The organism is Kitasatospora sp. NPDC056651, assembly GCF_042792155.1.
Classification (GTDB): domain Bacteria; phylum Actinomycetota; class Actinomycetes; order Streptomycetales; family Streptomycetaceae; genus Kitasatospora.
In genome coordinates this window covers 230,657-256,894 of the sequence record NZ_JBHTWX010000001.1, presented here as the reverse complement: position 1 = coordinate 256,894, position 26,238 = coordinate 230,657, and the positions used below count along the sequence as shown (strand labels likewise).

At 73.8% G+C, this 26,238-nt stretch carries 20 protein-coding genes and 1 pseudogene; 15 read left to right on the top strand and 6 right to left on the bottom strand.

Going from position 1 to position 26,238, the window contains the following annotated elements; translation table 11 throughout:
* Positions 1–2 precede the first annotated feature (2 nt).
* Positions 3–1,070, top strand: a complete 1,068-nt coding sequence (locus tag ACFRAR_RS01035; protein WP_380693225.1) for a hypothetical protein — start codon at positions 3–5, stop codon at positions 1,068–1,070.
* 197 nt (positions 1,071–1,267) lie between these two features.
* Here the strand turns inward: ACFRAR_RS01035 and ACFRAR_RS01030 are convergent, their stop codons facing one another.
* Positions 1,268–2,707 carry a cation:dicarboxylate symporter family transporter gene (locus ACFRAR_RS01030; protein ID WP_380693223.1) on the bottom strand — a complete coding sequence of 480 codons (1,440 nt, stop codon included), beginning with the start codon at positions 2,705–2,707 and terminating at the stop codon, positions 1,268–1,270.
* Positions 2,708–2,915: 208 nt separating this feature from the next.
* Between ACFRAR_RS01030 and ACFRAR_RS01025 the strand changes: the two genes are divergently transcribed.
* The 4 genes from ACFRAR_RS01025 to ACFRAR_RS01010 all read left to right on the top strand — a co-directional run bounded on the left by ACFRAR_RS01025 (position 2,916) and on the right by ACFRAR_RS01010 (position 8,755).
* Positions 2,916–4,856 (top strand): ATP-binding protein, encoded by a 1,941-nt coding sequence (locus ACFRAR_RS01025; RefSeq protein ID WP_380693221.1) that lies wholly within the window; start codon positions 2,916–2,918, stop codon positions 4,854–4,856.
* Positions 4,853–5,584, top strand: coding sequence for a response regulator (locus tag ACFRAR_RS01020; RefSeq protein WP_380693219.1), 732 nt, complete (start codon positions 4,853–4,855; stop codon positions 5,582–5,584). The genes ACFRAR_RS01025 and ACFRAR_RS01020 overlap by 4 nt, the downstream gene beginning before the upstream one ends.
* Positions 5,585–5,699: 115 nt before the next feature.
* A complete protein-coding gene (locus ACFRAR_RS01015; protein ID WP_380693217.1) occupies positions 5,700–7,226 on the top strand; it encodes a diaminobutyrate--2-oxoglutarate transaminase family protein in 1,527 nt (508 codons plus the stop codon).
* Positions 7,227–7,285: 59 nt separating this feature from the next.
* The gene (locus ACFRAR_RS01010) at positions 7,286–8,755 is read left to right on the top strand and encodes a pyridoxal phosphate-dependent decarboxylase family protein (protein WP_380693480.1); all 1,470 of its coding nucleotides are present in this window, start codon (positions 7,286–7,288) and stop codon (positions 8,753–8,755) included.
* 129 nt (positions 8,756–8,884) lie between these two features.
* On the opposite strand, the gene ACFRAR_RS01005 is transcribed toward ACFRAR_RS01010, so the two are convergent.
* On the bottom strand, positions 8,885–9,682 hold the full coding sequence (locus ACFRAR_RS01005) for an inositol monophosphatase family protein (protein ID WP_380693478.1): 798 nt from the start codon (positions 9,680–9,682) through the stop codon (positions 8,885–8,887).
* A 116-nt stretch (positions 9,683–9,798) separates the two neighbouring features.
* Here ACFRAR_RS01005 and ACFRAR_RS01000 point away from each other — a divergent pair.
* A pseudogene (locus ACFRAR_RS01000) lies at positions 9,799–9,984 on the top strand (VOC family protein); the annotation flags it as partial.
* Here the strand turns inward: ACFRAR_RS01000 and ACFRAR_RS00995 are convergent.
* Positions 9,945–10,343, bottom strand: coding sequence for a DUF6191 domain-containing protein (locus ACFRAR_RS00995; RefSeq protein WP_380693215.1), 399 nt, complete (start codon positions 10,341–10,343; stop codon positions 9,945–9,947). The pseudogene ACFRAR_RS01000 and the gene ACFRAR_RS00995 sit on opposite strands and share 40 nt — an antisense overlap.
* A gap of 157 nt (positions 10,344–10,500) precedes the next feature.
* Here ACFRAR_RS00995 and ACFRAR_RS00990 point away from each other — a divergent pair, with 157 nt between their 5' ends.
* The 6 genes from ACFRAR_RS00990 to ACFRAR_RS00965 all read left to right on the top strand — a co-directional run bounded on the left by ACFRAR_RS00990 (position 10,501) and on the right by ACFRAR_RS00965 (position 19,035).
* Entirely contained in the window at positions 10,501–11,259 is a 759-nt protein-coding gene (locus tag ACFRAR_RS00990; protein ID WP_380693213.1) for a dienelactone hydrolase family protein, read from the top strand.
* 119 nt (positions 11,260–11,378) lie between these two features.
* Positions 11,379–12,335 (top strand): alpha/beta fold hydrolase, encoded by a 957-nt coding sequence (locus ACFRAR_RS00985; RefSeq protein ID WP_380693211.1) that lies wholly within the window; start codon positions 11,379–11,381, stop codon positions 12,333–12,335.
* 113 nt (positions 12,336–12,448) lie between these two features.
* Positions 12,449–14,482 carry a serine/threonine-protein kinase gene (locus ACFRAR_RS00980; protein WP_380693209.1) on the top strand — a complete coding sequence of 678 codons (2,034 nt, stop codon included), beginning with the start codon at positions 12,449–12,451 and terminating at the stop codon, positions 14,480–14,482.
* Between the two features lie 108 nt (positions 14,483–14,590).
* Complete coding sequence (locus ACFRAR_RS00975) at positions 14,591–15,250, top strand: GNAT family N-acetyltransferase (RefSeq protein ID WP_380693207.1); 660 nt, start codon at positions 14,591–14,593, stop codon at positions 15,248–15,250.
* 558 nt (positions 15,251–15,808) lie between these two features.
* On the top strand, positions 15,809–17,449 hold the full coding sequence (locus ACFRAR_RS00970; RefSeq protein ID WP_380693205.1) for a M4 family metallopeptidase: 1,641 nt from the start codon (positions 15,809–15,811) through the stop codon (positions 17,447–17,449).
* 596 nt (positions 17,450–18,045) lie between these two features.
* Positions 18,046–19,035 carry a CPBP family intramembrane glutamic endopeptidase gene (locus ACFRAR_RS00965; protein WP_380693203.1) on the top strand — a complete coding sequence of 330 codons (990 nt, stop codon included), beginning with the start codon at positions 18,046–18,048 and terminating at the stop codon, positions 19,033–19,035.
* 136 nt (positions 19,036–19,171) lie between these two features.
* Here ACFRAR_RS00965 and ACFRAR_RS00960 read toward each other — a convergent pair whose 3' ends face one another.
* A complete protein-coding gene (locus ACFRAR_RS00960) occupies positions 19,172–20,149 on the bottom strand; it encodes an ABC transporter substrate-binding protein (protein ID WP_380693200.1) in 978 nt (325 codons plus the stop codon).
* Between the two features lie 59 nt (positions 20,150–20,208).
* Complete coding sequence (locus ACFRAR_RS00955; RefSeq protein ID WP_380693198.1) at positions 20,209–20,997, bottom strand: MerR family transcriptional regulator; 789 nt, start codon at positions 20,995–20,997, stop codon at positions 20,209–20,211.
* 199 nt (positions 20,998–21,196) lie between these two features.
* Here ACFRAR_RS00955 and ACFRAR_RS00950 point away from each other — a divergent pair, with 199 nt between their 5' ends.
* Genes ACFRAR_RS00950 through ACFRAR_RS00940 form a run of 3 tightly spaced genes read left to right on the top strand, consistent with a single transcriptional unit; the run spans position 21,197 to position 24,695 of the window.
* On the top strand, positions 21,197–22,786 hold the full coding sequence (locus tag ACFRAR_RS00950; protein ID WP_380693196.1) for a flavin-containing monooxygenase: 1,590 nt from the start codon (positions 21,197–21,199) through the stop codon (positions 22,784–22,786).
* Positions 22,783–23,769, top strand: coding sequence for an alpha/beta fold hydrolase (locus tag ACFRAR_RS00945; RefSeq protein WP_380693194.1), 987 nt, complete (start codon positions 22,783–22,785; stop codon positions 23,767–23,769). The genes ACFRAR_RS00950 and ACFRAR_RS00945 overlap by 4 nt, the downstream gene beginning before the upstream one ends.
* Entirely contained in the window at positions 23,766–24,695 is a 930-nt protein-coding gene (locus tag ACFRAR_RS00940) for an SDR family oxidoreductase (protein ID WP_380693192.1), read from the top strand. The genes ACFRAR_RS00945 and ACFRAR_RS00940 overlap by 4 nt, the downstream gene beginning before the upstream one ends.
* Before the next feature lie 51 nt (positions 24,696–24,746).
* Here the strand turns inward: ACFRAR_RS00940 and ACFRAR_RS00935 are convergent, their stop codons facing one another.
* The gene (locus ACFRAR_RS00935) at positions 24,747–26,111 is read right to left on the bottom strand and encodes a PLP-dependent aminotransferase family protein (RefSeq protein WP_380693190.1); all 1,365 of its coding nucleotides are present in this window, start codon (positions 26,109–26,111) and stop codon (positions 24,747–24,749) included.
* Between the last annotated feature and the right edge of the window lie 127 nt (positions 26,112–26,238).

Below are 26,238 nucleotides of genomic sequence, written 5' to 3'. Positions count from 1 at the left end.
CCGTGATCACGTACGAGGACGGCCGCCTGCGCGCCCTGGCCGAGGACGGCCGATGGCCCGAGCTGCTCGCCGCCTACCGGCAGGGCCGCGCGGCCGCTGTGGTGGAGGCGGGGGAGGAGGCCGCGGCGGCCCTGACCGCGCCGCTCGGCCATCTGATCGCCTACGCGGCGCCGCCCGAGCTGGCCGTCCGGCTGTTCGACCGGGACGGCGGCGCGGGGACGGCCGCCGGGGTGGCCGACCATGACGCCGGCCCGCTCTGGGAGGTGCTGGCCACCCGGCACTCGTGGCTGCGGCTCTCCCCGCTGCTCGGTCCGGCTCCGGTGCGGCGCCTGGTCGCGCACACCCGGGTGCTGCTCGGGGAGGACCTCCGCCACGGGGCCGCCCCCGACCCGGAGGGCGTGCCACTGTGCCTGGAGCCGTGGGAGGCGGCGGGCTGGGACGAAGCGGTCCGGGTGCGCGAGTACCTGCCCGCCGGGGGCGCGCGCAGTGCGCTGCTGACCCTGCCGGCCAGTCGGGAGGGCTTGGGCGAGGTCGAACTGCCGCCCGCGGTGGAGCGGGCGGAAGCACGCCCGGACGGTCCGCGGGCCGCCCGGGCGTTGGCCGGCCTCGGCATGCTCGCGCCGTGGGCGGGAACGGTCTGCGTCCGCGGTCAGGCCCCGGCGGCGGCCGCCCTGCTGGCCCGCGATCGGCGGGTGGTCGGCGGGTACCTGCCGTTCGCGCTCGCCTACCCGGCGCTGGTGCGGGCCGCCGCCGTGGGGCGGGCGCAGGGCTGCGCGCACGGTCGGCTGGGGCTGTGGCGGGCGCTGTCCGCGATGGCCGCCATGGCCGGAGCGGCCGGCCCGGGCGCGGCGGACGGGGCGGGCGCGGCGGACGGGGCGGGCACGGCGGGCACGGCAGACGGGGTGGAGGGGCCGGACGGCGTGGATCGCGGCGAGGTGAACGCGCTGGTCGCCCGGATGCGCTGCTTCACCTGGCAGGAACCGTCGGCCGGGCTGCACCATCTGCACCTCGCGCTGGAGGACCCGGCCTGTGGCGTGGCCTGGGCGGTGAGCGGCTCGCAGGAGCTGTAGCACGGACGCGGCTCGGCAGGAATCCCGGCAGTGCGCGATCCCCGGAAGCCCGCGCCCCTGCGGAAGCCCGCGCCCCTGCGGAAAACCTGCGCCTCCCGGACACACCCGCTCCCGGAAACGCGGGACCTCCGGTCCGGCGCCCCTCCCGGAAGCGGGAAGGGGGCGTCGGACCGGGGGTACGGAGGTCGCCGCCGGGATCAGACCGAGGCGGGGGCGGCGCCCTGAGCGCGGACGGTCCCGACGGCACCGTCCGTGCCGGAGCCGGAGCCGGAGCCGGAACCGGAGTCGGAACCGGCGTCGGCGTCGGCGGGCGCACCGTGGGCGTCGACCAGCGTCAGCTCGTCGAACGGCACCTCGCCGGCCAGCACCCGGTGGGCGCGCTCGGCGTCGAGCTCGCCGGTCCAGTGCCCGACCAGCACGGTCGCGACGGCGTTGCCCGCGAAGTTGGTGAGGGCCCGGGCCTCGGACATGAAGCGGTCGATGCCGACGATCAGGCCGACCCCGTCCACCAGCGCCGGCTTGTGCGACTGGAGGCCGCCCGCGAGGGTGGCCAGACCGGCGCCGGTGACGCCGGCCGCGCCCTTGCTCGCGATCACCATGAACACCAGCAGCGAGAGCTGCTCGCCGAGCGACATGGGCTTGTCCATCGCCTCGGAGATGAAGATCGAGGACATGGTCAGGTAGATGGCGGTGCCGTCGAGGTTGAAGCTGTAGCCGGTCGGGACGGTGATGCCGACGACCGGGCGGCTGACGCCCAGGTGCTCCATCTTGGCGATCAGCCGGGGCAGCGCGCTCTCGGAGGAGGAGGTGGAGAGGATCAGCAGGAACTCGCGGCCGAGGTACTTCAGCAGCGCGAACACGTTGATCCCGGCAACCAGGCGCAGCAGGGTGCCCAGCACCACGACGACGAACAGCACGCAGGTCACGTAGAAGCCGACCATGATGACGGCCAGGCTCTTCAGTGCGGCGGTGCCGGTGGCGCCGACCACGGCGGCCATCGCCCCGAAGGCGCCGATGGGTGCGACCCACATGATCATCGACATGACCCGGAACACCAGCCGCTGCACGTGCTCGATGCCGCGCAGCACCGGCGTGCCGGCCGGGCCCATCGCCTGGAGGGCGAAGCCGGTGAGCAGGGCGATCAGCAGGGTCTGGAGCACCTTGCCTTGGGTGAGGGCGGAGAACATGGTCTCGGGGATCATCCCGAGCAGGAAGTCGGTGGTCGACTGGGCGCCGCCGGCGGCCGCCTGGGCGTGGCCGGACTTGGCGAGCGCGGCGGTCAGGTGCAGGCCGCCGCCGGGCTCCAGCAGGTTGCCGACGACCATGCCGATGGCCAGCGCGACGGTCGACATGGTGAGGAAGTAGCCGAGGGCGAGGCCGCCGACCTTGCCGACCTTCGCGGCCTTGGTCACGGAGCCGATGCCCAGGACGATGGTGCAGAAGATCACCGGGCTGATCATCATCTTGATCAGGTTGACGAAGCCGGTGCCGACCGGCTTCAGTTCCACGGCGAACCCGGGGGCGGTCAGACCGACCACCACGCCCGCGACCACCGCTGCGATCACCGCCAGGTAGAGGTAGTGGGTGCGGTCCTTGCGTCTGGGTCCCGCCGCCGTGGCGGCTCCAGTGATCGACATCTGCGGCTCCCTTGCCGTGCAGTCCTGGCGGCCCCGGGGGGTGGGCCGCTCCGACTATGGGCCCCTGGGTGACGGAGGTCACGTTTGCGTTCATAGAGTTCACGAACCGGTGCGGGAGGGCGGATCGGAGGGTCTACGAACGGTGTCGGCCGTTCCGGGGCCGGACGGGCCATGGGAGCGTCCGGGGCCGTGGTGCACACTGGCAGGCATGCCCGAGCGCACCGAGCCCACCGCCACGCGCCGCCGCTCGTACCGGCCGACCGGCCGAACGTTGCGGCGGCTGCCCCGACACCTGGTCCGACGCCGGCCGCGGCGACTGGTGCGCAGCCTGGCCGGGCAGCTGTTCGTGGTCCAGGTGGTGATCGTCACCGCCGTGGTCGCCGGCGGCGCGGTGCTCGCGTACCTCTTCACCGCCGACCGCGCCGAGGACTCCGCCCGTCGCCAGGTGGCCGCGGTGGCGCATGCCGTCGCGGACTCGCCGTCCGTCCGGGCCACGGTCACCGGAGCGGATCCGACCCCGGCGCTCCAGCCCTACGTCGAGCAGGTGCGGGCGGACACCGGGGTCTCCTTCATCACCGTCATGGACACCGACGGCGTGCGCTGGACCCACCCGCTGCCCGAGCAGATCGGCCGGACCTACCTCGGGCACATCGACCAGGCGCTCGCCGGGCGGACCCGCACCGAGACGTACACCGGCACGCTCGGTCCGTCGGTGCGGGTGGTCACCCCGGTGTGGGACGACCGGCACCAGGTGGTCGCGCTGGTCAGCGTGGGCCTCACGGTGGAGTCGATCTCCGCGCGGCTGAGCGGCCCGCTGCTGGCACTGGTCGGGGTGGCGGTGGCCGCGCTCGCGGTCGGCGCCGTCGGCACCTACCTCGCCAACTCCCGTCTGCGGCGGCACACCCACGGGATGGGGCCGGACGAGCTGAGCCACCTCTACGAGTACCACCAGGCCACCCTGCACTCGGTGCGTGAGGGGCTGGTGCTGCTGGACCGCTCGGACCGGGTGGTGCTGTGCAACGACGCGGCCCGTGAACTGCTCTGCCTGTCGGGCGAATTGGACGGGAGGCCGGTGGTGGAGCTCGGCCTGCCGGAGGTGCTGGTGGCGGCCGTGCTGGGGGCGGGGCCAGTCCGGGACGAGGTGCACCTGACCGCCGAGCGGGTCGTGGTGCTGAACACCTCGACGATCGGTGTGGGTGTGGGTGCGGGTGCGGGTGCCGGTGCCGGTGCCGGTGCGGGCCTCGGTCGGGTGGTCACCCTCCGGGACCACACCGAACTCCAGGCGCTCAGCGGTGAGTTGGACTCGGTCCGTGGCTTCACCGATGCGCTCGGCGCGCAGGCGCACGAGGCCGCCAACCGCTTGCACACGGTGGTCTCGCTGATCGAACTCGGCCGCCACGAGCAGGCGGTGGAGTTCGCCACAGCTGAACTCGAACTCGCCCAGCAGCTCACCGACCGGGTGGTCGCGGCGGTGACCGAGCCGGTGCTCGCCGCGCTGCTGCTCGGCAAGGCGGCCCAAGCCGCCGAGCGGGGTGTGGAGTTGACCCTCACGGAGGACAGCAGGATCGACGACGGGGTGCTGCCGCCCGGGCTCGGCGCGCGGGACCTGATCACTCTGCTCGGCAATCTGATCGACAACGCCGTGGACGCCGCCATCGCCGGTGCGGCGGAGAGCCCCGTTCCACCGGAGGTCACCGTCACGGCGCGGATCGCCGACGCCCGGGACCACGCCCGGGACCACGCCCGGGACGGCGCCGGAGACGGGGTGGGGGTGGTCGGGGACTGCCTCCTGCTGAGGGTGGCCGACACCGGGGCGGGGATCGACCCGGGCGTGGTCGAGGACGTGTTCCGGCGCGGCTGGAGCACCAAGCAGGACGGTCGTGGGCACGGACTCGGGCTGGCGCTCGTCGCCCAGACCGCCCGGCGCAACGGCGGCACGGTCGAGGTCGGGCGGGACCGCGGCGCGGTGCTCACCGTGCGGCTGCCGCTGACGGGTCGGCCCGGGGAGTCGGGCGGCGGGGCACAGGAGTCGCACGGTGGGGCCGGGAAACCGTACGGCGGGGTCGGGGAGCCGGGCGGCGGGGCGCGGGAGCCGGCCGACCGGGCGGGAGAACCCGCCGTCCGGGATCGGGAAGGGGCCCTGCTGTGAGCGGCGCCGCGGACAACATCGGCGTCACCGCGGGGATCTCCGTCCTGGTGGTCGAGGACGACCCGGTGGCCGCCGCCGCGCACACCCTGTACGTCCGGCGCGAGCCCGGCTTCCATGCCGCGGGGACGGTCCACAGCTGTGCCGACGCGCTGCGCTTCCTCGACCGGGCCCGCGCCGCCGGGGCGCCCGTCGATCTCACCCTGCTCGACCTCTACCTGCCGGACGGCCACGGCCTTCAGCTCTGCCGCACCCTGCGCGCGGCCGGCCACAGCACCGACATCATCGCGGTGACCTCGGCCCGGGATCTCGGCATGGTCCGGCAGGCGGTCTCCGCGGGCGTGGTGCAGTACCTGCTGAAACCGTTCAGCGCGGCCGCCCTGCACGACCGCCTGGAGCGCTACGCCCGCTACCGGGACAGTCTCGGACGCACCGGCGAGGCGACCGGACAAGAGGAGGTCGACCAGGCGTTCGCCCTGCTCCGCGCGCCGGAGCGCACCACCCTGCCCAAGGGGCTGAGCGCGCCCACCCTGGACAGCGTCGCGTCCGTTCTGCGCGAGGCGGCCACCGGCCTCTCGGCGGCGGCCGCGGGTGCTGCCGCCGGGGTCTCGCGGATCACCGCGCGGCGCTACCTGGAGCACCTGGTGGACACCGGATGCGCGGTGCGGGAGCCGCAGTACGGGAGCGTCGGGCGGCCGGAGCTCTGCTACCGGTGGAGGAGCAGGGGCTGACGTCTCCGCGCACTACCAGGGGCGTGACCTCTTCGTACGGCGCTCGTTGGGAGAGCCGGGGGAGGTTCACTCGCGCGGGTGGTTCCAGGGGCCCCGGCGGCATTCTGCCAGGTCAATGGCGGTAAAGTTAGGCTTACCTAACTTCCCTTGGGGGTTTCTCGTGTCGCTTGCTGCCGTACCCGCCCAGGCCACCTCCGGAGCCCTGGACGCCGGTGAAGCCATCCTGCGCCGTCAGCGCGTCCGCGAGTCCGCCGCCAGAACATACGCCCGCTCCTTCCCGATCGTCCCGGTCCGCGCCCACGGCATGACCGTCGAGGGCGCCGACGGGCGCCGCTACCTGGACTGCCTCTCCGGCGCCGGCACGCTCGCCCTCGGCCACAACCACCCGGTCGTGCTGGAAGCGATCCGCCGCACCCTCGACAGCGGCGCCCCGCTGCACCTGCTCGACCTCGCCACCGCCGAGAAGGACGACTTCACCAGCGCGCTGTTCGAGAGCCTGCCCGCGGAGTTCGCGGCCCGCGCCCGGGTGCACTTCTGCGGACCGGCCGGGACGGACGCCGTCGAGGCCGCGCTCAAACTGATGCAGACCGCCACCGGCCGCTCCGGGGCGCTCGCCTTCACCGGCGCCTACCACGGCATGACCGCCGGCGCCCTCGCGCTCACCGGCAGCGTCGCCGTCAAGGAGCCGCTGCCGAGCGGCGGCGAGGTCGCCCGGCTGCCGTACCCGTACGGGTACCGCTGCCCGTTCGGGGTCGGCGGCCAGGCGGGCGCCGACCTCGGCGTGACCTACGTGGAGCGCCTGCTCGACGACCCCTCGGGCGGCGTGGTGGCGCCCGCGGCGATGATCCTGGAGGCCGTCCAGGGCGAGGGCGGCGTCGTCCCGGCCCCCGACGGTTGGCTGCGCGCGATGCGCCGGATCACCACCGAGCGCGGCATCCCGCTGATCGTGGACGAGGTGCAGACCGGGGTCGGCCGCACCGGCGCGATGTGGGCCGTCGAGCACAGCGGCATCGTGCCGGACGCGATGGTCCTCTCCAAGGCCATCGGCGGCAGCCTGCCGCTCGCCGTCGTCGTCTACCGCGAGGACTACGACGGCTGGCGGCCCGGCGCCCACACCGGGACGTTCCGCGGCAACACCCTCGCCATGGCCGCCGGCGCCGCGACGCTGCGCCACGTCGCCGCGAACGGGCTGGCCGAGCGGGCCGCCGCCGTCGGAGAGCGGATGGCGGCCCGGCTGTGCGAGCTCGCGGCCGAACTGCCGGTGATCGGCGACGTGCGCGGACGCGGGCTGATGCTCGGCGTCGAGCTGGTCGACCCGGCGGCCGAGCCCGACGGGTGCGGCGCCCGGCCGGCGGACCCGGCGCTCGCGGTGCGGGTCCGCGAGGCGTGCCTGGCGCGCGGCCTGATCGTCGAGCTCGGCGGTCGCCACGACGCGGTGCTGCGACTGCTCCCGCCGCTCACCATCACGGACGAGCAGGTGGCGGCGGTGCTGGAGCGACTCGCGGAGGCGATCGCGGCGGCCTCGGCCGACGGCCCGGCATCCGGCCCGGGGCGCGGTTCGACGCCAGGCCCGGTGGGCGGTTCGGCGTCCGGCCCGGCGACCTCCTCGATGGGCGGGTCGGCGGCCCGGGGGCACCGGTGAGCGGGACCGGTTCCGGGGCCGGAACCGGGACCGGCCCCGTCGAGCTTCCCGGGGGCGGCATCGCGACGGACGCCCTGGCCGGCGGTGCGGCCGGGCCGGGAGCGCTCGGACCGCTGCTGGCCACCGTCCTCGACTCCCTGGAAGCGGGCATCGCCAGGCGCTCCGGACCACTACCCGCGGGCAGCCCGGCCGAGATCGCGGCGCTCGTCGACGAGACGCTGGCCACCGGCCACGGGCCCGCCGCGCTCGCCAGGCTCACCGAACTCCTCGCCTACGGTGCCACCGACCCCGCCGACCCGGCCTGCGCCGGACACCTGCACTGCCCGCCGCTCGCCGTCGCCGCCGCGGCGGACCTCGCGGTCAGCGCCCTCAACCCCTCCCAGGACTCCTGGGACCAGGCCCCGGCCGCCACCGCCCTGGAGAGCGCGCTGCTCGCCGAGCTCGCCGGGCTGGTCGGCTACGACCCGGAGCGCTCCGCCGGAGTCCTCACCTCCGGCGGCACCGAGTCCAACCTCATGGGACTCATGCTCGCGCGCGACCGGAAGCTCGACGGCCTCGTCGAACTGGACGGCATCCCCGCCGGCGCCCGGCCGTGCATCCTCGCCTCCGAGGCCGCGCACTTCTCCGTCCAGCGCGCCGCCGCCCTGCTCGGCCTCGGCGAGCGGGCCGTCATCCCCGTCCCGGTCGACCGAAGGCTGCGGATGCGGCAGGACGAACTGGCGCGGGCACTGGCCGAGGCGAGCCGGGCCGGACGGACCCCCATCGCCGTGGTCGCCACCGCGGGCACCACCGACACCGGCGCCGTCGACCCGCTGAACGCCGCCGCCGACCTCGCCGGACGCCACGGCGCCTGGCTGCACGTGGACGCCGCGTACGGCGGCGGGGCGCTGCTCTCCGACCGGCTCGCCCCGCTGCTCGACGGCATCGCCCGCGCCGACTCGGTCTCCCTCGACTGGCACAAGCTCGGCTGGCAGCCGGCCGCGGCCGGGATCTTCCTGGTGCGCCGCGCCGAGACCTACGCCTCGCTCGCCCGCCGTGCCGAGTACCTCAACCCGATCGACGACGAGCAGGCCGGCTACCCCAGCCTGCTCGGCCGCTCGCTGCGCACCACCCGCCGCGCCGACGCCTTCAAGCTCGCCGTCACCCTGCGCACCCTCGGGCGCGAGGGACTCGGGCGGCTGGTCGACAGCTGCCACGACCTCGCCCTGGCCGCCGCCGACGCGGTCCGTGCCGAACCGGCGCTCGAACTCCACGCCGAGCCCGTACTCACCGCCCTCCTCTTCCGCTACCGGCCACCGGGGGTGACGGACGAGGTGGCGCTGGACGAGCTGAACGGCCGGCTGCGGCGCCTGCTGCTGCGCACCGGCCGGGCGGTGGTCGGCCGCACCGAGCTTCCGGGCGACGGTCCGGGGCGGGTCCGGCTGAAGCTCACGCTGCTGAACCCGCACGCCACGGCGGGGGAGGTCGGCGCGCTGCTGCGGGCGGTGGTGGGCGCCGGCCGCACGGTGGCGGGTGAACGCGCCGGGTAGTCGGGCCGGGCCGGCGGAGCTGGCGGGGTTGGCGGGGCTGGCCGGGCTGGCGGGGTCGGGGCCGGCGGGTAGGCGGACCTGAGTTGGTGGGCCGGGGCCGGCAGGCCGGGTCGTGAGGGCGGGTCCGGGTCAGTCGCTCAGCAGGATCGACCGGGTGAGCTCCCAGGTGTCGGGGTCGGCGGCGACCAGGAGGCCGTCCTCGCAGCCGGGGGCCTCGGGGCGGTAGGGGACGCCGTCCGGGCGGGCGGAGACGCCGCCGGCCTCGGTGACCAGGAGGGAGCCCGGGGCGTGGTCCCAGGGGAGGGTGCGCCAGTAGAGGAGGAAGTCGAAGCGGCCCTCGACGACGTCCGGGTACTCGATCCCGGCGGCGTGCCGACCGGGGGAGATGTCACCGAAGGACGCGATGTTGTCCTGGAGTCTGCGGCGGTGCTCGGCGTCGAGATAGCGGCTCTTCACCGAGCCGCGCAGCTTCGCGACGTCCTTCGGGGCCGGCGGGCGGGTCAGGCGCACTCCGTCGCGCCAGGCGCCGGAGCCCAGTTCGGCGCAGTAGGCGGTGGCGGTGGCGGGCTGCCATATCCAGGAGGCGACGGTCCTGCCGGAGCGGACGAGGGAGCACATCACGGCGTACTCGGGGCGGCCGGCGACGAAGTTGGCGGTGCCGTCGACCGGGTCGACCAGCCAGGCCGCGGGCTCGTCGTGGAGGGCCATGGCGAGCGACGGGTCGGCGGCGACGGCCTCCTCGCCGACCACGGGGACGGGGAGCAGCTCGTGCAGTCGGCGGGCGATGATCGCTTCGGCCTCGCGGTCGGCGACCGTCACGATCTCGCCGGGTGCCTTCTCCATCACCTCACCGGCGGCCAGCGCCCGGAAGCGCGGCTCCACCGCCTCGGCCGACGCCTCGGCGAGTATCTCCGCCACCTTGTCCATCAGCACGTTCGCGCTCCCTTCGCTGCTTACCACTCTCCCATGAGTGGGGCGAGGGGGCGGCGGCGGACCGGGGGACGGCGGGCGGCGGACAGTTGACGGCCGACGGAATTCAGACGACGGTGGAGGACCTGTTCGTCGTCTACCTCGGTGCCCCGGTGGACCAGGCCCTGGTCGCCAGGTTGGAGGCGGCCAGCGGCACCCGGGTGGAATCCCACAACCCCTACTGGGACGAGTTCGGGGTGACGGTGTCCGACCCGGACGGCTACCGGCTGGTGCTCTGCTCCCGTACCTGGGAGGCCTGAGGCCCCGGTTCCCGGAGAACCCGGGGGGTCGCTCCCTCCCGGTTCCCGTTCCCGTCCTCGGTCCCGATCCCGCCGCGCAGCACCGCCACGCCCCGGTCCAGGTCCACGCCGAAGTGCGGCGGCGCTCCGGCCCGCGCGTCGTCCCGCAGCACGAGCCGCTCCCGCTTCTGCTCGACCTGTATCCGCTTGCCCGAGCTGAACAGCGCGTGCAGCTCCTCCATCCCGCCGACACCCCCTCCCACCCCCGGCCCGCGGTGCCGCGGCCGCGACGAGGACTCGTCCCAGACCTGCCATGACGCCAACAGCACCAGCCCCAGTGCCGCCGCGACCGCTGCCGCCACACCCACGATCAACCCCATGTCCGCTCAACGCGCCCGCACCACTTGGGCGTTCCCCATGGGCACACCGTGACGAGAAGCGGCCGGGTGAACGACGGGCGACAAAGATCGGGCGGTGGACAGCGAGCGGCGGGCCCACCGGCTACGCTGCCGCATGAACGGAAGGAGCGCCCTCACCATGCCCGTGCGCGGAACCCTCGTAGACATCCCGACGGCGGACGGCACTGCCGACGCCTACCTCGCCCACCCCGATGACGGTCGGGCCCACCCGGGCGTCATCCTCTACATGGACGGCTTCGGCCTCCGGCCGCAACTGGAACGGATGGCCGACCGGCTGGCCTCGGCCGGATACACCGTGATCGTCCCCAACGCCTACTACCGCAACGGCCGCGCGCCGGTCGTCGAACTGCCCGAGCTCATCGACCTGGAGCAGGTCGGCGAACTCTTCGCCAGGATCGGCCCGCTGCTCGACACCCTCACGCCGGAAGCGACCGCCCGCGACGCGGACGCGTACCTGCGCTGGCTCGCCGAGTCCCCACTGGTCCAGGACGGCCCGGTCGGCCTGACCGGCTACTGCCGTGGCGCCCTGCTGGCGCTGCGCACGGCCGCCAGCCACCCGGACCGGATCGCCGTCGCGGCCGGGTTCCACGGCGGCGGTCTCGCCACCGACCGCCCGGACAGCCCGCACCTGGGCGCCGACCGGATCACCGCCGAGCTGTACTTCGGCCACGCCGACCAGGACCCCTCGCTACCGCCCGAGCAGATCGACCGGCTCGCGGCGGCCCTCACCGCCGCAGGTGTCCGGTACCGGGCGGAGGTCTACCCCGGTGCCCCGCACGGCTACACCCAGGCCGACACGACCCGCTACGATGCGGCCGCCGACGAGCGCCACTGGGAGGCGCTGCTCGCACTGCTCAAGCGCGTTCTGCCGGCCTGAGGTCGACTCGCGGGCCTCACCGGCCCCGCAGGCCTCACCGGCCCCGCAGGCCTCACCGGCCCCGTAGGCTTCGCGGGTCCGACCGGCCGGTCGAACCGGCGGATCCGGGGGGATCACTCATGAACAGCAGGAGGAGCGGGCGGGGAGCGCCGTTCGGCCCGGACCTGCGGGGCGTCCGCGACGCGATCGCGCGGGCGCTGGGAGAGCACGTACCGGACGGCGTCAGAACCGGCGAACTGGACCGTGGCGGACGGGCGTTGCGCTGGGTGGAGGCCGGCCGGGGCGGCGTCGTGCCGGTGGTCCTGATCGCGGGCGCCGGCTCCTCCTCGCTCACCTGGGTCCCCGTGCTGCCCGAACTCGCCGAGTACGGGCGGGTCGTGGCGTACGACCGGGCCGGGCTCGGAGCCAGCGAGCCCGGTCACACCGCGACTCCGACGTTGGACGGGCAGATCGCCGATCTGACTGCTCTGGTGGAGCACCTGGACGCGGGCCCGGTCCTCCTGGTGGGGCACAGCTGGGGCGGTCAGCTGGCCCAACTCCTCACCTGGCTGCGGCCGGAGCTGGTGGCCGGGCTGGTGCTGGTGGACCCGGCGCACGAGGAGTTCCAGCCACGGTCCATCCGGGTCGCGGAGTCCGTGCTGAACCGGATCTGGCTGTACCGGGCGGCTCGGGCGGCTCAGGCGTCGAAGGAGCCGCAGCCGACGGAGCCGACGGTCTGGCCGGTGGAGCCGCTGGGACGGGCGGAGGCGGCCGAGGTCGCGCACCGGCACCAGCGCCGGACCATTCTCGCCGAGCAGCGGATGACGGCCTCCGTCGTCCGGGAGGTCCGGCGGAGCCGCTCCGCCGCGAGGCCGCCGGAGGTGCCGCTGGTGGTCCTGAGCGCGACCGACGGGCTGCCCCGGGGGATGCGCTCGCGCTGGACGGCGATGCAGGCGGCCGTCGCGGACGGTGCCGTCCGGGGCACGCACCGCCTGGTGCGCGGCGCCGGTCACGCCATCCAGGCCGACCGGCCGCAGGCCGTCACCGAGGCTGTCGGGGATTGCGTGGACCAAGTCCGAAGCTGTCTGGAGAACTGACGACAAGCGATCAGTTCCTTGTTGAATTCCGACTGCTGACGCTGTGACACGCTCTGGCACACTGTGTGCCGACGACCCGTCGGGGCGGGTCACGACACAGGGGGAGCAGGGGTATGAACGGCGGCGCGGGCACCGTGCTCGGCGGGCGGTACGAGCTGGTCGAGAAGATCGGCGGCGGCGCGATGGGGTCGGTCTGGAGGGCCGAGGACACCGTGCTGGCGCGGCAGGTCGCGGTCAAGATCCTGCGCTCGGAGCTGCTGGAGGACGACACCTCCGCCCAGCGCTTCCGCCGTGAGGCCCGGCTGGTCGCCGCGGTCGACCACCCCGGCGTGGTGGGCGTCCACGACTACGGCGAGAGCGGCGGGGAGGGCGAGGAGCGGTGCGCCTACATCGTCATGGAGCTGATCGACGGCCGTCCGCTGGACCGGGTACTCAAGGACACCGGCCCGATGGGCATCGAGCGGACCCTCGAGCTGGCGGCGGGTGCCCTGGACGCGCTGCACATCGCGCACCAGCGGGAGATCGTGCACCGGGACGTCAAGCCGTCCAACCTGATGGTGCGGGCCGACGGCCGGGTGGCCATCACCGACTTCGGGATCGCCCGGGCCCTCGCCAGCACCAAGCTCACCGCCCCGTTCGCGATCATCGGCACCGCGCTCTACATGTCCCCGGAGCAGGCCGAGGGCGCGAGCCTCGGGCCGGCCACCGACCTCTACTCGATCGGTGTGGTCTGCTACGAGCTGCTGGTCGGCGAGCCGCCGTACTCCGGTGACGGGCCGCTCCAGATCGCGCTCAAGCACGTCAACCAGCCGGTGCCGGCGCTGCCGGAGACCTTCCCGGCGCCGGTGCGGGAACTGGTCGCCCGGGCGCTCGCCAAGAAGCCCGAGGAGCGGTACGCAAACGCCGCCGAGATGGCGGCGGCGGCGCGTGCGGCGCTCGCGGCGCTCGTGGGGGAGGGCGGCGGTGGAGGCGAACGGGCGGCGGCGCGGTCCGGGTCGGCCGACAGCCGGACCATCCGGCTCGGGCCGGGCGCCGAGGCGGCGGGCACGGGCGGCGCCGTTGCGGGGCCTCCGAAGGGCGCGGTGACGGGACCGGCCGAGGGCGGTGCCGTGGTGGCGCCCGTCGCGGGTAGCGCCCCGGTCCCGGTCCCGGTCCCGGACGAGGTCGGGCGGGTGGAGGCGCAGGCGCCGACCGACCCCGGCCGTCGGCGGTCGCGGCGCACCCTGCTGGTGCCGATCGTCATTCCGGTCGTCATCTCGATGGGCACGGCGACCGTCCTGCTGGTCGACCGCGCACCCGGCGGCTCCGACGCGGCCTCGCCGCCCGCCGCCCAGCCGACCGTGGTGGTCACCGCACCCGCGAACCCGGGCGCAGCCGCCCCGACGCCCGCGACCGGTACCGCGACCGCTGCCCCGGCGCCGACCGACACATCGGCGGCCACCCCGGGCGCGGACCAGCCGACGCCCGGTCCCGCCCAGAACCAGCCGCAGGTCCCGGTCGCGGGCCAGGGCGCCTCAGGTCAGGGAGCCGGCGGCCAGGGAGCCGGCGGTGCTGGCGGCAGCCGGACCGGTGGCGCGGGCGCGGCCGGCGGCGGGTCGTCGGCCGGGCAGGCGAACCAGCCCGGCGGCGGAAACCCGGCCAATCCGGCCAACCCGGCCAACCCGCCCGCCAACCAGAACCCGCAGCCCCCGGCCCAGCCGACCGGTGGCGGTACCGCCGGCGCCCAGCAGAACCCGGGTCGACCGCCCTCCTGCGGCGGGACCAGCTGGAGCACCGTCGTCAGCGTGAAGGACGGCCGCGCGATCGGTATGCGCGACGACAACCTGAACGGCGACAACCCGATCGTGGTCGGCGGTCACGCGCAGTACGGCTGGGTGCGCTCGACCAATCCCGGCATGTGGATCCTCTTCAACGCCTGCAACAACGGCGGCCCGCAGATGGTCCAGACGATGGACGGGAAGGTCGTCCTGAGCGGTGGGTTCAGCTTCCTGACCAACTGGACTGTCAGGACCGGAGGTTCGTCCGGCTCGTACACACTCGGCGACTACCAGAACCAGTCCTGCATGACCAACAACGGGTCCGGTGTCGCGGTCACCATGGTCGCCTGCACCCCCGGCAACACCGCCCAGGAGTGGCGGCTCCAGTGATCGGGGCCGAGTGGGCGTAGGGCATCCGAGGGGTGGAATGCGGCGGCGCGGCGGGTCGTCGGCCTGGGAGGCTGGCGGGATCACCACCGTTGTCGTGAAGGGGGATCCGTGGACTCCGAGGCCACCGCACCGCTGTTGCTCGAAGGCCCTTTGCTGGAGGGAGGGCTCGTCCGGCTGGAGCCGTTGGGGCATGGGCACGCGGACGGTCTCGCGGCCGCCGCGGAGGAGGACCGCAGCGGCTACACATACACCTGGGTGCCCTCGGCGGACCGGGTGGGCGACTACGTCGGAGTCCAACTCGCGCGCCGGGAGGCGGGGTTGCTCGTCCCGTACGCACAGGTGGACCGGGCGTCCGGCCGAGTGGTCGGGGCGACGTCCTTCTGTGACCCGCGCCGCCGGCCCGACGACGGGTCGCTGTTCGCGATCGAGGTCGGGTTCACCTGGCTCGCGGCCTCGGCGCAGGGGAGCGGGCTGAACACCGAGGCCAAGTACCTGCTCTACCGGCACGCCTTCGAGGTGTGGCGGGTCGGCCGGGTCGACCTCAAGACCGATGCCCGCAACGGCCGTTCGAGGGCGGCGATCGCGAAGTCCGGGGCGACGTTCGAGGGCGTGCTGCGGAACTCGGCTCCGTCCCGGGTGTCGGGGGAGGACGGGAAGCTGCGGGACTCGGCGATCTTCTCGGTCACGGACAGGGAGTGGCCGTCCTGCCGGGCGGGCCTGGAGCGGCGGCTCGCGGAGCCGCGATCCGCGAAGTCGCGCGCGGTGTAGCCGCGTGGCCGCGCAGCCGTCTGGCTGCGCTGCGGCGTGGCTGCGGCGACGGCGTCGGGCGGTTGACTAGCAGACACCTTGCCGGCCGGCAACGGGGTCCGGGTGGCGGAACCTCGCCACCCGGACGTCAAGGGCGCGTATGGAGTCATCTACACACATGTAAAAGTCGATCGAGGGTCGGACGGCCTCGGGCTCCGCTCGTCGTACCGATGGTCGACGGGCGCGCGCCCGTCGACGCAGGCGGTCGGCCGTCGGTCGGTCGGGAGTCCTTGGCGGGATGCGGCGGATTGTCCTGGTTCGCCCGTCGATTGGAGGCTCTTTACCCAATGGCGGGACCTGGCCAATCGCTGAAGCAGGCCTGTCAATTCACCTGCTGGATTGTCATGCTTCTGATCACCCCCCAGCGGTAGCCCCCACCCCCACCCCTCGGTGGCGAGCCGCTCGACCGCACGGGGTTCCAGCACGTCAGCGCCCGTCCCGCCCCACGGTGCCGACCCGGCTCCCCGGGACGCGGTGCGACCGCGCCGCCCAGACGCGGTTTCCCGGAAGGACTCGTACGTGAAGCGTAAGCTCGCGGCCGTCGCCGTACTTTCGGCCACGGCCCTGTTGACCGGTGTGATCCAGGCGAGCACCGCCGCCCAGGCCGCTCCCGCCCCCTCCTCGTTGCAGGCCCAGTCCGCCCAGCAGCACGCGGCCGTGCTCAAGCTCGCGGCGGGTCAGGCCGGCCCGCTCGCCAAGGCGCTCAAGCTCGGCGACAAGGAACAACTCGTCGCCAAGGACGCGGTGGTGGACAAGGACGGCACCCGTCACCTGCGCTTCGAGCGCACCTACGCGGGCCTGCCGGTGATCGGCGGCGACCTGGTCGTCCACCAGAAGGCCGACGGGTCGGTGAAGTCGGTCGACAAGGCCGTCGCCGCGCGGATCGCGCTGCCGAGCACGACCCCGAAGATCGCCGCTGCCCAGGCCGCCGCGCAGGTCACCGGGACGGTCAAGGCCACCGTCGGCGTGACCACCGACGCCGACGAGTCGCCGCTCACCCAGGTCCAGCCGGCCGGCCGGGCCGAGCTGGTGGTCTGGGCCACCGACGGCAACCCGCGCCTGGCGTACCGCACCACGGTCGAGGGCGTGCGCGCCGACGGCACCCCGAGCCGCCAGATCCTGGTCACCGACGCCGCCGACGGCCGGGTCCTCGCCACGCACGAGACGATCGAGACCGCCACCGGCACGGGCAACGGCGTCTTCGTCGGCCAGGTCCCGCTGACCACCACCCAGAGCGGCTCGCAGTACCAGCTGAACGACGCGACCCGCGGCGGCCAGTCCACCAGCGACCTCAACAACGGCACCAGCGGAAGCGGTTCGGTGTTCGCCAACACCAGCGACAGCTTCGGCGACGGCACCGTCAACAACCGCGAATCCGCCGCCGTGGACGCCCAGTTCGGGGCCGCCACCACCTGGGACTTCTACAAGAGCACCTTCGGTCGCAGTGGCATCCGCAACGACGGCGTCGGCGCGCTGAGCCGGGTGCACTACGGCTCCAACTACGTCAACGCCTTCTGGGACGACAGCTGCTTCTGCATGTCGTACGGCGACGGCGCCAACAACACCGCCCCGCTCACCGAGATCGACGTGGCCGGCCACGAGATGAGCCACGGCGTCACCGCCGCGACCGCCAACCTCAACTACGCGGGCGAGTCCGGCGGCCTCAACGAGGCCACCTCGGACATCATGGGCACGATGGTCGAGTGGTACGCCAACCTGCCCTCCAACCCGCCGAACTACTGGATCGGCGAGCTGATCAACCTGCGCGGCGACGGCAGCCCGCTGCGCTACATGGACCAGCCGAGCAAGGACGGCGGTTCGGCGGACTACTGGGACGCGAACGTCGGCAACCTGGACGTCCACTACTCGTCCGGGGTGGCGAACCACTTCTTCTACCTGCTGTCCGAGGGCAGCGGCGCGAAGACGATCAACGGGTTCAGCTACAACAGCCCGACGTACGACAACTCCACGCTCGCGGGCATCGGCCGGGACAAGGCGGCGCAGATCTGGTACCGCGCGCTGACCACCTACTTCACCTCCACCACCGACTACGCGGGCGCCCGGGCGGGCACCCTCAGCGCGGCTGCGGACCTGTACGGCTCGGGCAGCGCGGAGTACAACGCGGTCGCCGCCACCTGGACGGCGGTCAACGTCAACTGAGCCGGCGCCGGCTTCCCGGGCTTCCTGGACGGTTCAGGGAGCCCTAACGGTTCAGGTAGTCCGGGCAGTTCGGGTAGTCCAGGTGGTTCCGAAGGTTCCGATGAGACCTCGGACTTGAGCCGAGACTTCGGGTTCGAGCCGGGACATCGGGCTTGAGTCGAACCCGGAACCGAGTCGGACCGGAGCCTGGACCGATCGGGTTCCGGCCCGGGAAACGCCAGATCGAGGCCCCCGCCGGGCCGTGGGTGCCGGGCCGGCGGGGAACGCGGCGGGGCGACGGTGAGCGGACCACCGTCGCCCCTGCTGCCGTGCTGCCTGACGATACGTCAATTTCGTTGGTCGTGCAGCTCATGAGGTGAGGTCATGCCGGCAGGAGGCGGCCGGCTGTTGCGCCCGGGCGGGCCCGCTCCGCGCCCGGGCGGAATCGTGCCGGGACCGCGGGTGCGGTGGGCGGCGTGGAATGGACGGGGACCAGCACATCCGGAAGGCCTCCGTACACCCAGAAAACTCGACCATCGGGGTGGCAGCGGACAGCTCCTCCGAGCGGCAGCGCACGTGCTTCCGGAGGCGTTCGCCGTTTCCGTAGCGTCCCCGGCATGACGTTACTGAAGCAAACTCCGCCGAACGCCGTCCGACGACGTGCGCTGCTGGTCTACCTGGTGCTCGCCTATGCCGGGATGTGGGCGGCCATGGCGCCACTGCTCGCCGCCGGCTACCGGCGGGCCGATGCCCGGGAGGAGACCGGTGACCTGGAGCAACTCTGCATCGGGGCAGCGATGTTGGCCCCGGCGCTGGCGGCGCTGTTGGTCGTCCGCTTCGTCGAGCGTGGCGGGCGTGGCGGGCGTGGCGGGCGTGGGGGCGGAGGCCGGGACGGGGGCGGGGCCGGCGGGGTGCGGGAGGCGCTCGCGCTGCGCTGGCCCCGGCCACGGGGCCGCGCGCTTCGGGCCTGTCTGCTTCCGCTCGGGGTGCTCGGCGGGCTGACGGCGGCGACACTGGTGCTCGGCTCATTGCTGGGCAGCTACCCGTTCGCGGGGTTCGGCTCGCTGGACGCGGGGCGGGTCGGCACGTGGGCGGTCCAGGGTGTGATCGGGATGGTGCTCTCGCTGCCGCTGTTCTTCGGGGAGGAGGTCGGCTGGCAGGGATTCCTCTTCCCGAGGCTGCTGCGGCTCGGCGAGGTGGGTCGGGGCTCGAACGGAGGCGGCAAGTCGGGGCTGGTCCGGGCGTACGTGCTCACCGGTACGGCCTTCGCGCTCTGGCACCTGCCGACGCTGCTGATGGGCGGCCAGTACCCGGGACGGCCCTGGTACCTGGCGGTGCCCGCGCTGACGGTGAGCTGTGTGCTCGTCCTGCCGGTCTTCACCTGGCTGCGGCTGCGCTCGGGGTCGGTGGTCCCGGCGGTGCTGGCGCACACCTTCACGAGCAGCATGAGCGTCTCGATGGTCCGCGAGTTCGCCGACCCGGAGGCCGAGCTGGACCCGCTCACCATGTCGCTCGGGGGCTGGCCCGGCTGGATCGTCCTCGGGGCGTTCGTGACCTTCCTGGCGTGCACCGGACGCCTGCGGCCGGGTCGGTACGGTCCGCAGTGACGAGCGGCGAGCGGCGGGGGGAGGAGCGGCGGGTGACAGAGGGCAGGTGACAGGTGACAGGTGACGGATTTCAGATGACAGATTTCAACATCTGTTATCTGAAATCCGTCAGCTGAACGTCGTCCGCTGTCCCCCGTCACCCGCCCGCCGGCACCAGGTCCTTGCGGATCTCGTCCAGGATCAGCCCGGCCCCGGTGTACCCGATGCCGAGCATCCACAGGTTGTCGTCCACCCGGTACACCCGCCCGCTCCGTACCGCGTCCAGATCCTTCCAGAGCGCGCCTTCGGTGATCTTCCCCTGGTCGGACTTGGCCGCGTCCCCGTACACCGAGTAGAAGATGACGTCGGCTGCCGCCTGGTCCACCTGCTCCGGGCTGATCTCCAGGGAGAAACCGGGTTTGTCCTGGTTGGCGGGCCGGCCGAGCCCGATCTCCTTGAACAACGAGCCGACGAAGGTGTCGTTCAGGTAGAGCCTGGTCGGCGATCCCGCCAGGAACCGGGCCATCTCGGCCCGGGTGGCCGCCGTTCTGGTGGGCCCGCCGAGTGCGGTGACCAGGTCCCGCAGTTTCGCCCGGTACGCCTCGTCCACCGCCTCGGCCTCGGCCTGGCGGCCCAGCGCCTCGGCGTGCAGCCGGACGTTCTCCTTCCAGGCCGGCCCGGTGGTCCTGGAGAGCACGGTGGGCGCGATCTTCGACAGTTCGTCGTACCGTTTGTCGTCTCGGACTTGGTTGCCCAGGATGAGGTCCGGTCGCAGCGCCGCGATCGTCTCCAGGCTCGGCTGGCCGATGGCCCCGACCGGCTTGGTCCCGGACAGCCGCTCGGCGGGCAGGTACGCGGGGAAGGCGGCGCCCGCGCTGACGGTGGTGGCGCCGACCGGGCTGAGGCCGAGGGTGACCACCGAGTCCAGCGCGTCGGTGTCCAGTGCCACCACCCGGCTCGCCCGCGTCGGCACGGTGCTCTCGCCGCGCGCGTGCCGAACCGTCCGGGTGCCACCGGAACCGGACGAACTGCCCTCCGGCGCGGGGGAGTCGTGCCCGCACGCGACGAGAGCGAGCCCCGGGACGAGTCCCGCGGTGAGAGCGAGGGCGGCGCGGCGGCTGAGCGGTCGGGGCATCGGCGGTACCTCCAACGTGCGGGCGGGGCGCGGGAATCCCTGCCCGCACGGCCGCCCGGTTACGCCTCGGAGCCGTTCTCCCGTCGCTGGCGCAGCAGTTCCTCGTACTCGGCGTGCACCCGCCGGTCCATCGCGAGGGTGAACTGGGCGTCCGCGACCGTACGGGCCAGCGGCCGCACCCGCATGACGCGTTCGGTGAGCCGGGCCGCCTCGCCGGGCGGGAGCGGGATGTCGGCGGCCAGCGCGCTGAGCAGGTGCTCGCTGACCACCTCGATGAAGATCTCGGCGATCGCGTCCACGTGCTCCCCGGTGCGCCGGCTGGCCTCCAGGACGGCCGAGAGCGGCACCCCCTCCGCCACCAGCTCGGTGGTGGCGTCCATCAGCCGACGGCTGACGTGGGTGATGCCGTCCTCCTCGACGGCGATGTAGCCCTGGGCGATGGACTCGGCGACGTTCTCCTCGGTGAGCTGGTCGCCGAAGGCGGTCTTCAGCTCGTCCCAGTCCAGGCGCACCGGGGTCTCGTCCGACCACGGCGCGACGATGGCGGCCTCCAGCCCGATCAGGCCGGCGACATCCCGCCCGCTCTCGCCGGCGCCGATCAGCTCGGCGATTCCGCCCAGGGTGTGGCCGCGTTCGAGCAGCTCGCCGATCATCCGCAGCCTGGCCAGGTGCTCCTCGCCGTACCAGGCGATGCGCCCCTCCTTGCGGGGCGGCTGGAGCAGCTTGCGCTCACGGTAGAAGCGCAGGGTGCGGGTGGTGATTCCGGCCGCCTCGGCCAGTTCCTCCACCCGGTACTCGCGTTTTCTGTCGCCCGCGGCAGCTCTGACCTTGTCCACGGCGATCAGCATAGGACCGTCGGCTCGGAAGGTTCCCCGAACCGGAGCCGTCGCGCTTCTTCCATCCGGTGTCAGCACGGGCTACCCTCCAACCGTGCCAGTGATTACTGGCGCGATTGGCAGGGTCCCGGAGGCGAGCCCCGGGAGGTTCCGGGGCGGACGGCCCCGGGAGAGCGCGACGATCACCGCCCCACCCTCAGGAGGTTGCCGCATGGCATCCAGCAGCAAGCGCCCCCGTTCCGACGCGTCCGCCGTGACCGACGCGTCCGCCGCGTCCGGCACCGCCGCTGCGCAGGAGACCGTCCCGCACGTCCGGGTGGCGGTGATCGGCTCCGGCTTCGGCGGCCTCGGCGCCGCGGTCCGGCTGCGCCGCGCCGGGATCACCGACTTCGTGGTCCTGGAGCGCGCGGACTCCGTCGGCGGCACCTGGCGCGACAACAGCTACCCCGGCTGTGCCTGCGACGTGCCCTCGCACCTCTACTCCTTCTCCTTCGCGCCCAACCCGGACTGGCCGCGCAGCTTCTCCGGCCAGCCGGACATCCGCGCCTACCTGGAGAAGGTCGCCACCGTCTTCGGTCTCCGTCCCCACCTGCGCTTCAACACCGAAGTGCTGGAAGCTCGTTGGGACAGCGAACAGACCCACTGGCGGATCACCACCTCGGCCGGGCAGTGGACCGCCGACGCCGTCGTCTCCGCTGCCGGACCGCTCGCCGACCCGCAGATCCCCGACCTCCCCGGGCTGAGCGGCTTCCCCGGGAAGGTCTTCCACTCCTCCCGCTGGGACCACGACTTCGAGCTGGCGGGCAAGCGCGTCGCGATGGTCGGCACCGGCGCCTCCGCCGCCCAGATCATCCCGTCGATCCAGCCGCGGGTCGGCAAGCTGACGGTCTTCCAGCGCACCCCGGCCTGGGTGCTGCCGCGCAGCGACCGCGAGATCAGCCGGCTGGAGAAGTGGCTGCACGGCCGCCTGCCGGTCACCGCGAAGGTCCGCCGCGGCGCCCTCTTCGCCCTGCGCGAGCTGCAGGTGGACGCGTTCGTCCGCCGCCCCGGGCTGCTTCGGCTGGTCCAGCAGATCGCCGAACGCCACCTCGCCCAGGGTGTCCGGGATCCGGAGCTGCGCGCCAAGCTCACTCCGGACTACCGGATCGGCTGCAAGCGCATCCTGCTCAGCAACACCTACTACCCGGCGCTCGCGGCGGCGAACAGCGAGGTCGTCGCCTCCGGGCTGCGCGAGGTGCGCGGTTCCACACTGGTCGCGGCCGACGGCAGCGAGCACGAGGTGGACGCCATCGTCTTCGGCACCGGCTTCCACGTCACCGACATGCCCATCGGCGCCCGGGTGTTCGGCGTCGACGGAACGAGCCTGGCGGAGGAGTGGAAGGACGGCATGGAGGCGCTGCGCGGTTCGACCGTGCACGGCTTCCCGAACCTCTTCTTCGTCATCGGCCCCAACACCGGCCTCGGCAACAGCTCGATGATCCTGATGATCGAGTCCCAACTGAACTACATGATCGACGCGCTGACCACGCTCGGATCGATCGGTGCCACCGCGATGCAGCCGACCGCGCGCGCCCAGCGGCAGTGGAACCTCGAACTCCAGCACCGGATGGACCGCACGGTCTGGACCACCGGTGGCTGCCGCAGCTGGTACCTCGACCCGAGCGGCAAGAACACCGTGCTCTGGCCCGGTTCCACCACCTCGTTCCGCCGGGCCACCCGCAAGGTCGACCTCGGCGAGTACGAGCTGATCATGCGCACCGCGCCGACCGTCGCCCGCACTGTCCAGGAGGTCTCCGCATGAGCCCCGTCCAACTGCCCGCCGAGTACGAACCGCCGGTGCCGGTGGAGGAGTTGACCGTACGGTCGGCGGACGGCGTAAGGCTGCACGTCGAGGTGCACGGTCAGCCCGGCGCGCCCACCGTGGTGCTCGCGCACGGGTGGACCTGCTCGATCGCCTTCTGGGCCCCCGTGATCCGTCAACTGGCCGACCGCTACCGGGTGGTGGCCTACGACCAGCGCGGCCACGGGCACAGTGAGGCCCCGCCGAGCCGGGTCCGCTACTCGACCCGGGCACTGGCCGAGGACCTCTCCGCGGTGCTCGCGCGGACCCTCCCGGAGGGGGAGCGGGCGGTGCTGGCCGGGCACAGCATGGGCGGGATGACCATCATGGCCGCCGGTGGCCGTCCCGAGGTCGCCGAGCGCATCGCCGCCGCCGTTCTGATCTCCACCGGGCCGGGCGAGTTGGTGGCCGAACTCACCGTCCTGCCGCCGGTCGTACGCGCTCGGGGCCTGCGGCGCTTCCTGCACCGGCAGCTGCTGCGTTCCCGGATGCCGCTCGGGCCGGTCTCGCCGGTCAGCCGGGCGGCGCTCAGGTACGCGACCATGGGCCCGGCTTCGCCCGACGGCCAGGTCGAGGCGATGGCCCGGATCGTGCACGCCTGCCCGACCGCCGTCCGCGCCAACTGGGCCGCGGTGCTCGACCGGCTGGACATCCACGCCGGGCTCGCCCGGCTCGCCGCGCCGACGGCGGTGGTGGTCGGCACCGGCGACCGGCTGACCCCGCCGGTGCATTCCCACCGGATCGTCGCCGAACTCCAGGACCCGCAGGGACTGTTGCTGCTGCCAGGGGTCGGCCACATGTCCCCGCTGGAGCGTCCGGTGGAGATCGCCACCGAGATCCACCGGATGGCCTCGGCGTACCTGGCGGTGGCGTCCTCCACCGTTCCCGCTGCCGTTACCGCCGTTGTTCCCGCTTCCGCCGATGAGAGGACCGCTGTCGCATGAACGCCATCCCGCCGTTGTCCGCGCAGGTCGTCGTGGTGACCGGGGCCGCGCGCGGCGTCGGTGCGTCGCTGGCCCGCAAACTCGCCCGGCGCGGGGCCAAGGTGGCCCTGCTGGGGTTGGAACCGGAGGAGCTGAAGGCCGTCGCGGCGCAGTGCGGCCCGTCCGCGACCAGCTGGGAGGTGGACGTCACCGACCTCGACGCGCTCGAGGACACCGCCCGGCTGGTCCAGGAGCACTACGGGCGGATCGACACCGTCGTCGCCAACGCCGGGATCGCCCTCGGCGGGCCGCTGGCCGAGAGCGACCACAAGGCGTTCAGCCGGGTCATCGAGGTCAACCTGCTCGGCAGTGTGGCCACCGCGCGGGCCTTCCTGCCGGCGCTCGCCGAGAGCCGCGGCTACCTGCTCCAGATCGCCTCGCTCGCCGCGCTGACCCCCGCGCCGCTGATGAGTGCGTACTGCGCCAGCAAGTCCGGGGTGGAGGCGTTCGCCCACTCGATCCGCGCCGAGGTGGCCTATCGCGGGGTCAAGGTCGGGGTCGGGTACCTGAGTTGGACCGACACGGACATGGTGCGCGGGGCCGACGAGGACGCGGTGCTCAAGCAGATGCGCTCCCGGCTGCCGTGGCCGGCGAACAAGACGTATCCGCTGGAGCCCGCGGTGGACCGGATCGTGGCGGGGATCGCCCGCCGGTCCGCCCACGTCTACGCCCAGGCCTGGTTGCGGGGGATGCAGCCGGTCCGCTGGGTGCTGCCGAGCCTGATCGCGGTGGTCGGCTCCCGGGACGTGGCGCGGCTCGCCCCGCAGCTGGCCGCCACGGCCGCGAGCCGTCTGCGAGCGGTCGGCGCGGGAGGGGCGGCGGACACGGCGGTCCGGGGGGGCGGGCGGCTGACGGCGGGCAGTCGGCGGTCGTCAGCCGACAGCTGACAGATGACAACCAACAGATAACAGATAACAGCTGACAGATTTCGAAATCTGTCAGCTGTCATCTGTCGGTCGTCCGCCCACCCCGCCCCCGCCCGGCCCCGCCGCCGCCAACGCCCGCAGCATCTCCAGCGCCCGCGCCAGCACCGGCAGCGGCGGCGAACCGAGCCCGACCCGGACGGCGGAGGGTGAGCGCCGGGGATCGACGGCGAAGGCCGCCGCGGGGGTGACCGAGATCCCGGCGCGTGCCGCCTCCGCCACGAAGGCCTCCGCCCGCCACCCCGCCGGCAGCTCCCACCACAGGTAGTACGAGCCAGGATCGGACCGCAGCCGCTGTCCCGCCAGCACCTCGCGCGCCAGCAGCTGCCGGGCCACCGCGTCGGCCCGCTTCGCCGCCTCCACCGAGGCCAGCGTGCCGTCCCCGATCCAGCGCACCGCCGCCTCCACCGCGAAGCCGCTCGGTGTCCAGCCGCCCGAGCGCAGCGCCCCCGCCACCCGCTCGCGCAGCGCCGCCGGGACGACCGCGAAACCCGTGGTCAGCCCCGGGGCGAGCCGCTTGGAGAGACTGTCCACGAGTACGGTCCGCTCCGGGGCGAGCGCGGCGAGCGGCGTCAGATCGGGCCGCAGGAAGGACCAGACGGCGTCCTCGACCACCGGCAGGTCGAGCCGCCGCAGCACCTGCGCCAGCGCCGCCGCCCGCTCGTCCGACAGACTCGCGCCGAGCGGGTTCTGTAGGCGCGGCTGGACGTACAGCGCGCGCAGCGGTGCGGCCCGGTGGGCGGCCGCCACCGCATCCGGCAGCAGCCCGTGCCCGTCCACGGCCAGCGGTACCAGCACGATGCCCAGCCGCTCCGCCACCGCCATGACCACCGGATAGGTCAGCTCCTCCACGCCCAGCCGCTGTCCGGGCGGCACCAGTGCGGACAGCGCCCCGGCGACGGCCTGCCGCCCGTTGCCGGCGAACAGCAGCCGCTCCGCCTCGACCTCCCAGGCCCCGGCCGAGACCAGTCCCGCGAACGCCCGCCGGGCCGCGTCCGTCCCGGCCGCGCCGACCGGCCGCAGGGCCTCGCCGAGCGCGTCCGGCCGCAGCAGCGGCGCCAGCCCACCCGTCAGCAGCTCGGCTTGTCCCGGGACGACGGGGTAGTTGAGCTCCAGGTCCACCGGGGAGGCGGCCGGTTCCGCGAGCGCCACCCGGGCGCCCTCCGGCCCGCGCCCGGCCCGGACGAAGGTGCCGCGCCCGACCTCCCCGACGGTCAGACCGCGCCGGGCCAGCTCCCGGTAGACGCGTCCAGCCGTCGAGGCGGCGATGCCCCTGCTGCGGGCGAACGCGCGCTGGGTCGGCAGCTGCTGCCCGGGCCGCAGCCGCCCGTCCGCGATATCGGCGGCGATCAGGTCGGCGATCAGGCGGTAGTCGTCCATCGGCGGTCGGTCCTCCCTGAGCCGTGCGGGTCCCGTCCGGGACTCCGCCTCCGCGGTGGCGCTCACCCGGCGGCGCACCAGCCATTGCACCGAGGGCAAAGTCATCATTGCATCGACCCGGCGGCCC

What these genes read in the sequence shown, in the direction of transcription:
- ACFRAR_RS00955 (WP_380693198.1), bottom strand. Translation starts at nt 20,997, where the DNA reads ATGCTGATCGCCGTGGACAAGGTCAGAGCTGCCGCGGGCGACAGAAAA.
- ACFRAR_RS00960 (WP_380693200.1), bottom strand. Translation starts at nt 20,149, where the DNA reads ATGCCCCGACCGCTCAGCCGCCGCGCCGCCCTCGCTCTCACCGCGGGA.
- ACFRAR_RS00935 (WP_380693190.1), bottom strand. Translation starts at nt 26,111, where the DNA reads ATGGACGACTACCGCCTGATCGCCGACCTGATCGCCGCCGATATCGCG.
- ACFRAR_RS00940 (WP_380693192.1), top strand. Translation starts at nt 23,766, where the DNA reads ATGAACGCCATCCCGCCGTTGTCCGCGCAGGTCGTCGTGGTGACCGGG.
- ACFRAR_RS00980 (WP_380693209.1), top strand. Translation starts at nt 12,449, where the DNA reads ATGAACGGCGGCGCGGGCACCGTGCTCGGCGGGCGGTACGAGCTGGTC.
- ACFRAR_RS01030 (WP_380693223.1), bottom strand. Translation starts at nt 2,707, where the DNA reads ATGTCGATCACTGGAGCCGCCACGGCGGCGGGACCCAGACGCAAGGAC.
- ACFRAR_RS01025 (WP_380693221.1), top strand. Translation starts at nt 2,916, where the DNA reads ATGCCCGAGCGCACCGAGCCCACCGCCACGCGCCGCCGCTCGTACCGG.
- ACFRAR_RS00990 (WP_380693213.1), top strand. Translation starts at nt 10,501, where the DNA reads ATGCCCGTGCGCGGAACCCTCGTAGACATCCCGACGGCGGACGGCACT.
- ACFRAR_RS00950 (WP_380693196.1), top strand. Translation starts at nt 21,197, where the DNA reads ATGGCATCCAGCAGCAAGCGCCCCCGTTCCGACGCGTCCGCCGTGACC.
- ACFRAR_RS00985 (WP_380693211.1), top strand. Translation starts at nt 11,379, where the DNA reads ATGAACAGCAGGAGGAGCGGGCGGGGAGCGCCGTTCGGCCCGGACCTG.
- ACFRAR_RS00965 (WP_380693203.1), top strand. Translation starts at nt 18,046, where the DNA reads ATGACGTTACTGAAGCAAACTCCGCCGAACGCCGTCCGACGACGTGCG.
- ACFRAR_RS01015 (WP_380693217.1), top strand. Translation starts at nt 5,700, where the DNA reads ATGGCGGTAAAGTTAGGCTTACCTAACTTCCCTTGGGGGTTTCTCGTG.
- ACFRAR_RS01005 (WP_380693478.1), bottom strand. Translation starts at nt 9,682, where the DNA reads ATGGACAAGGTGGCGGAGATACTCGCCGAGGCGTCGGCCGAGGCGGTG.
- ACFRAR_RS00995 (WP_380693215.1), bottom strand. Translation starts at nt 10,343, where the DNA reads ATGGGGTTGATCGTGGGTGTGGCGGCAGCGGTCGCGGCGGCACTGGGG.
- ACFRAR_RS00945 (WP_380693194.1), top strand. Translation starts at nt 22,783, where the DNA reads ATGAGCCCCGTCCAACTGCCCGCCGAGTACGAACCGCCGGTGCCGGTG.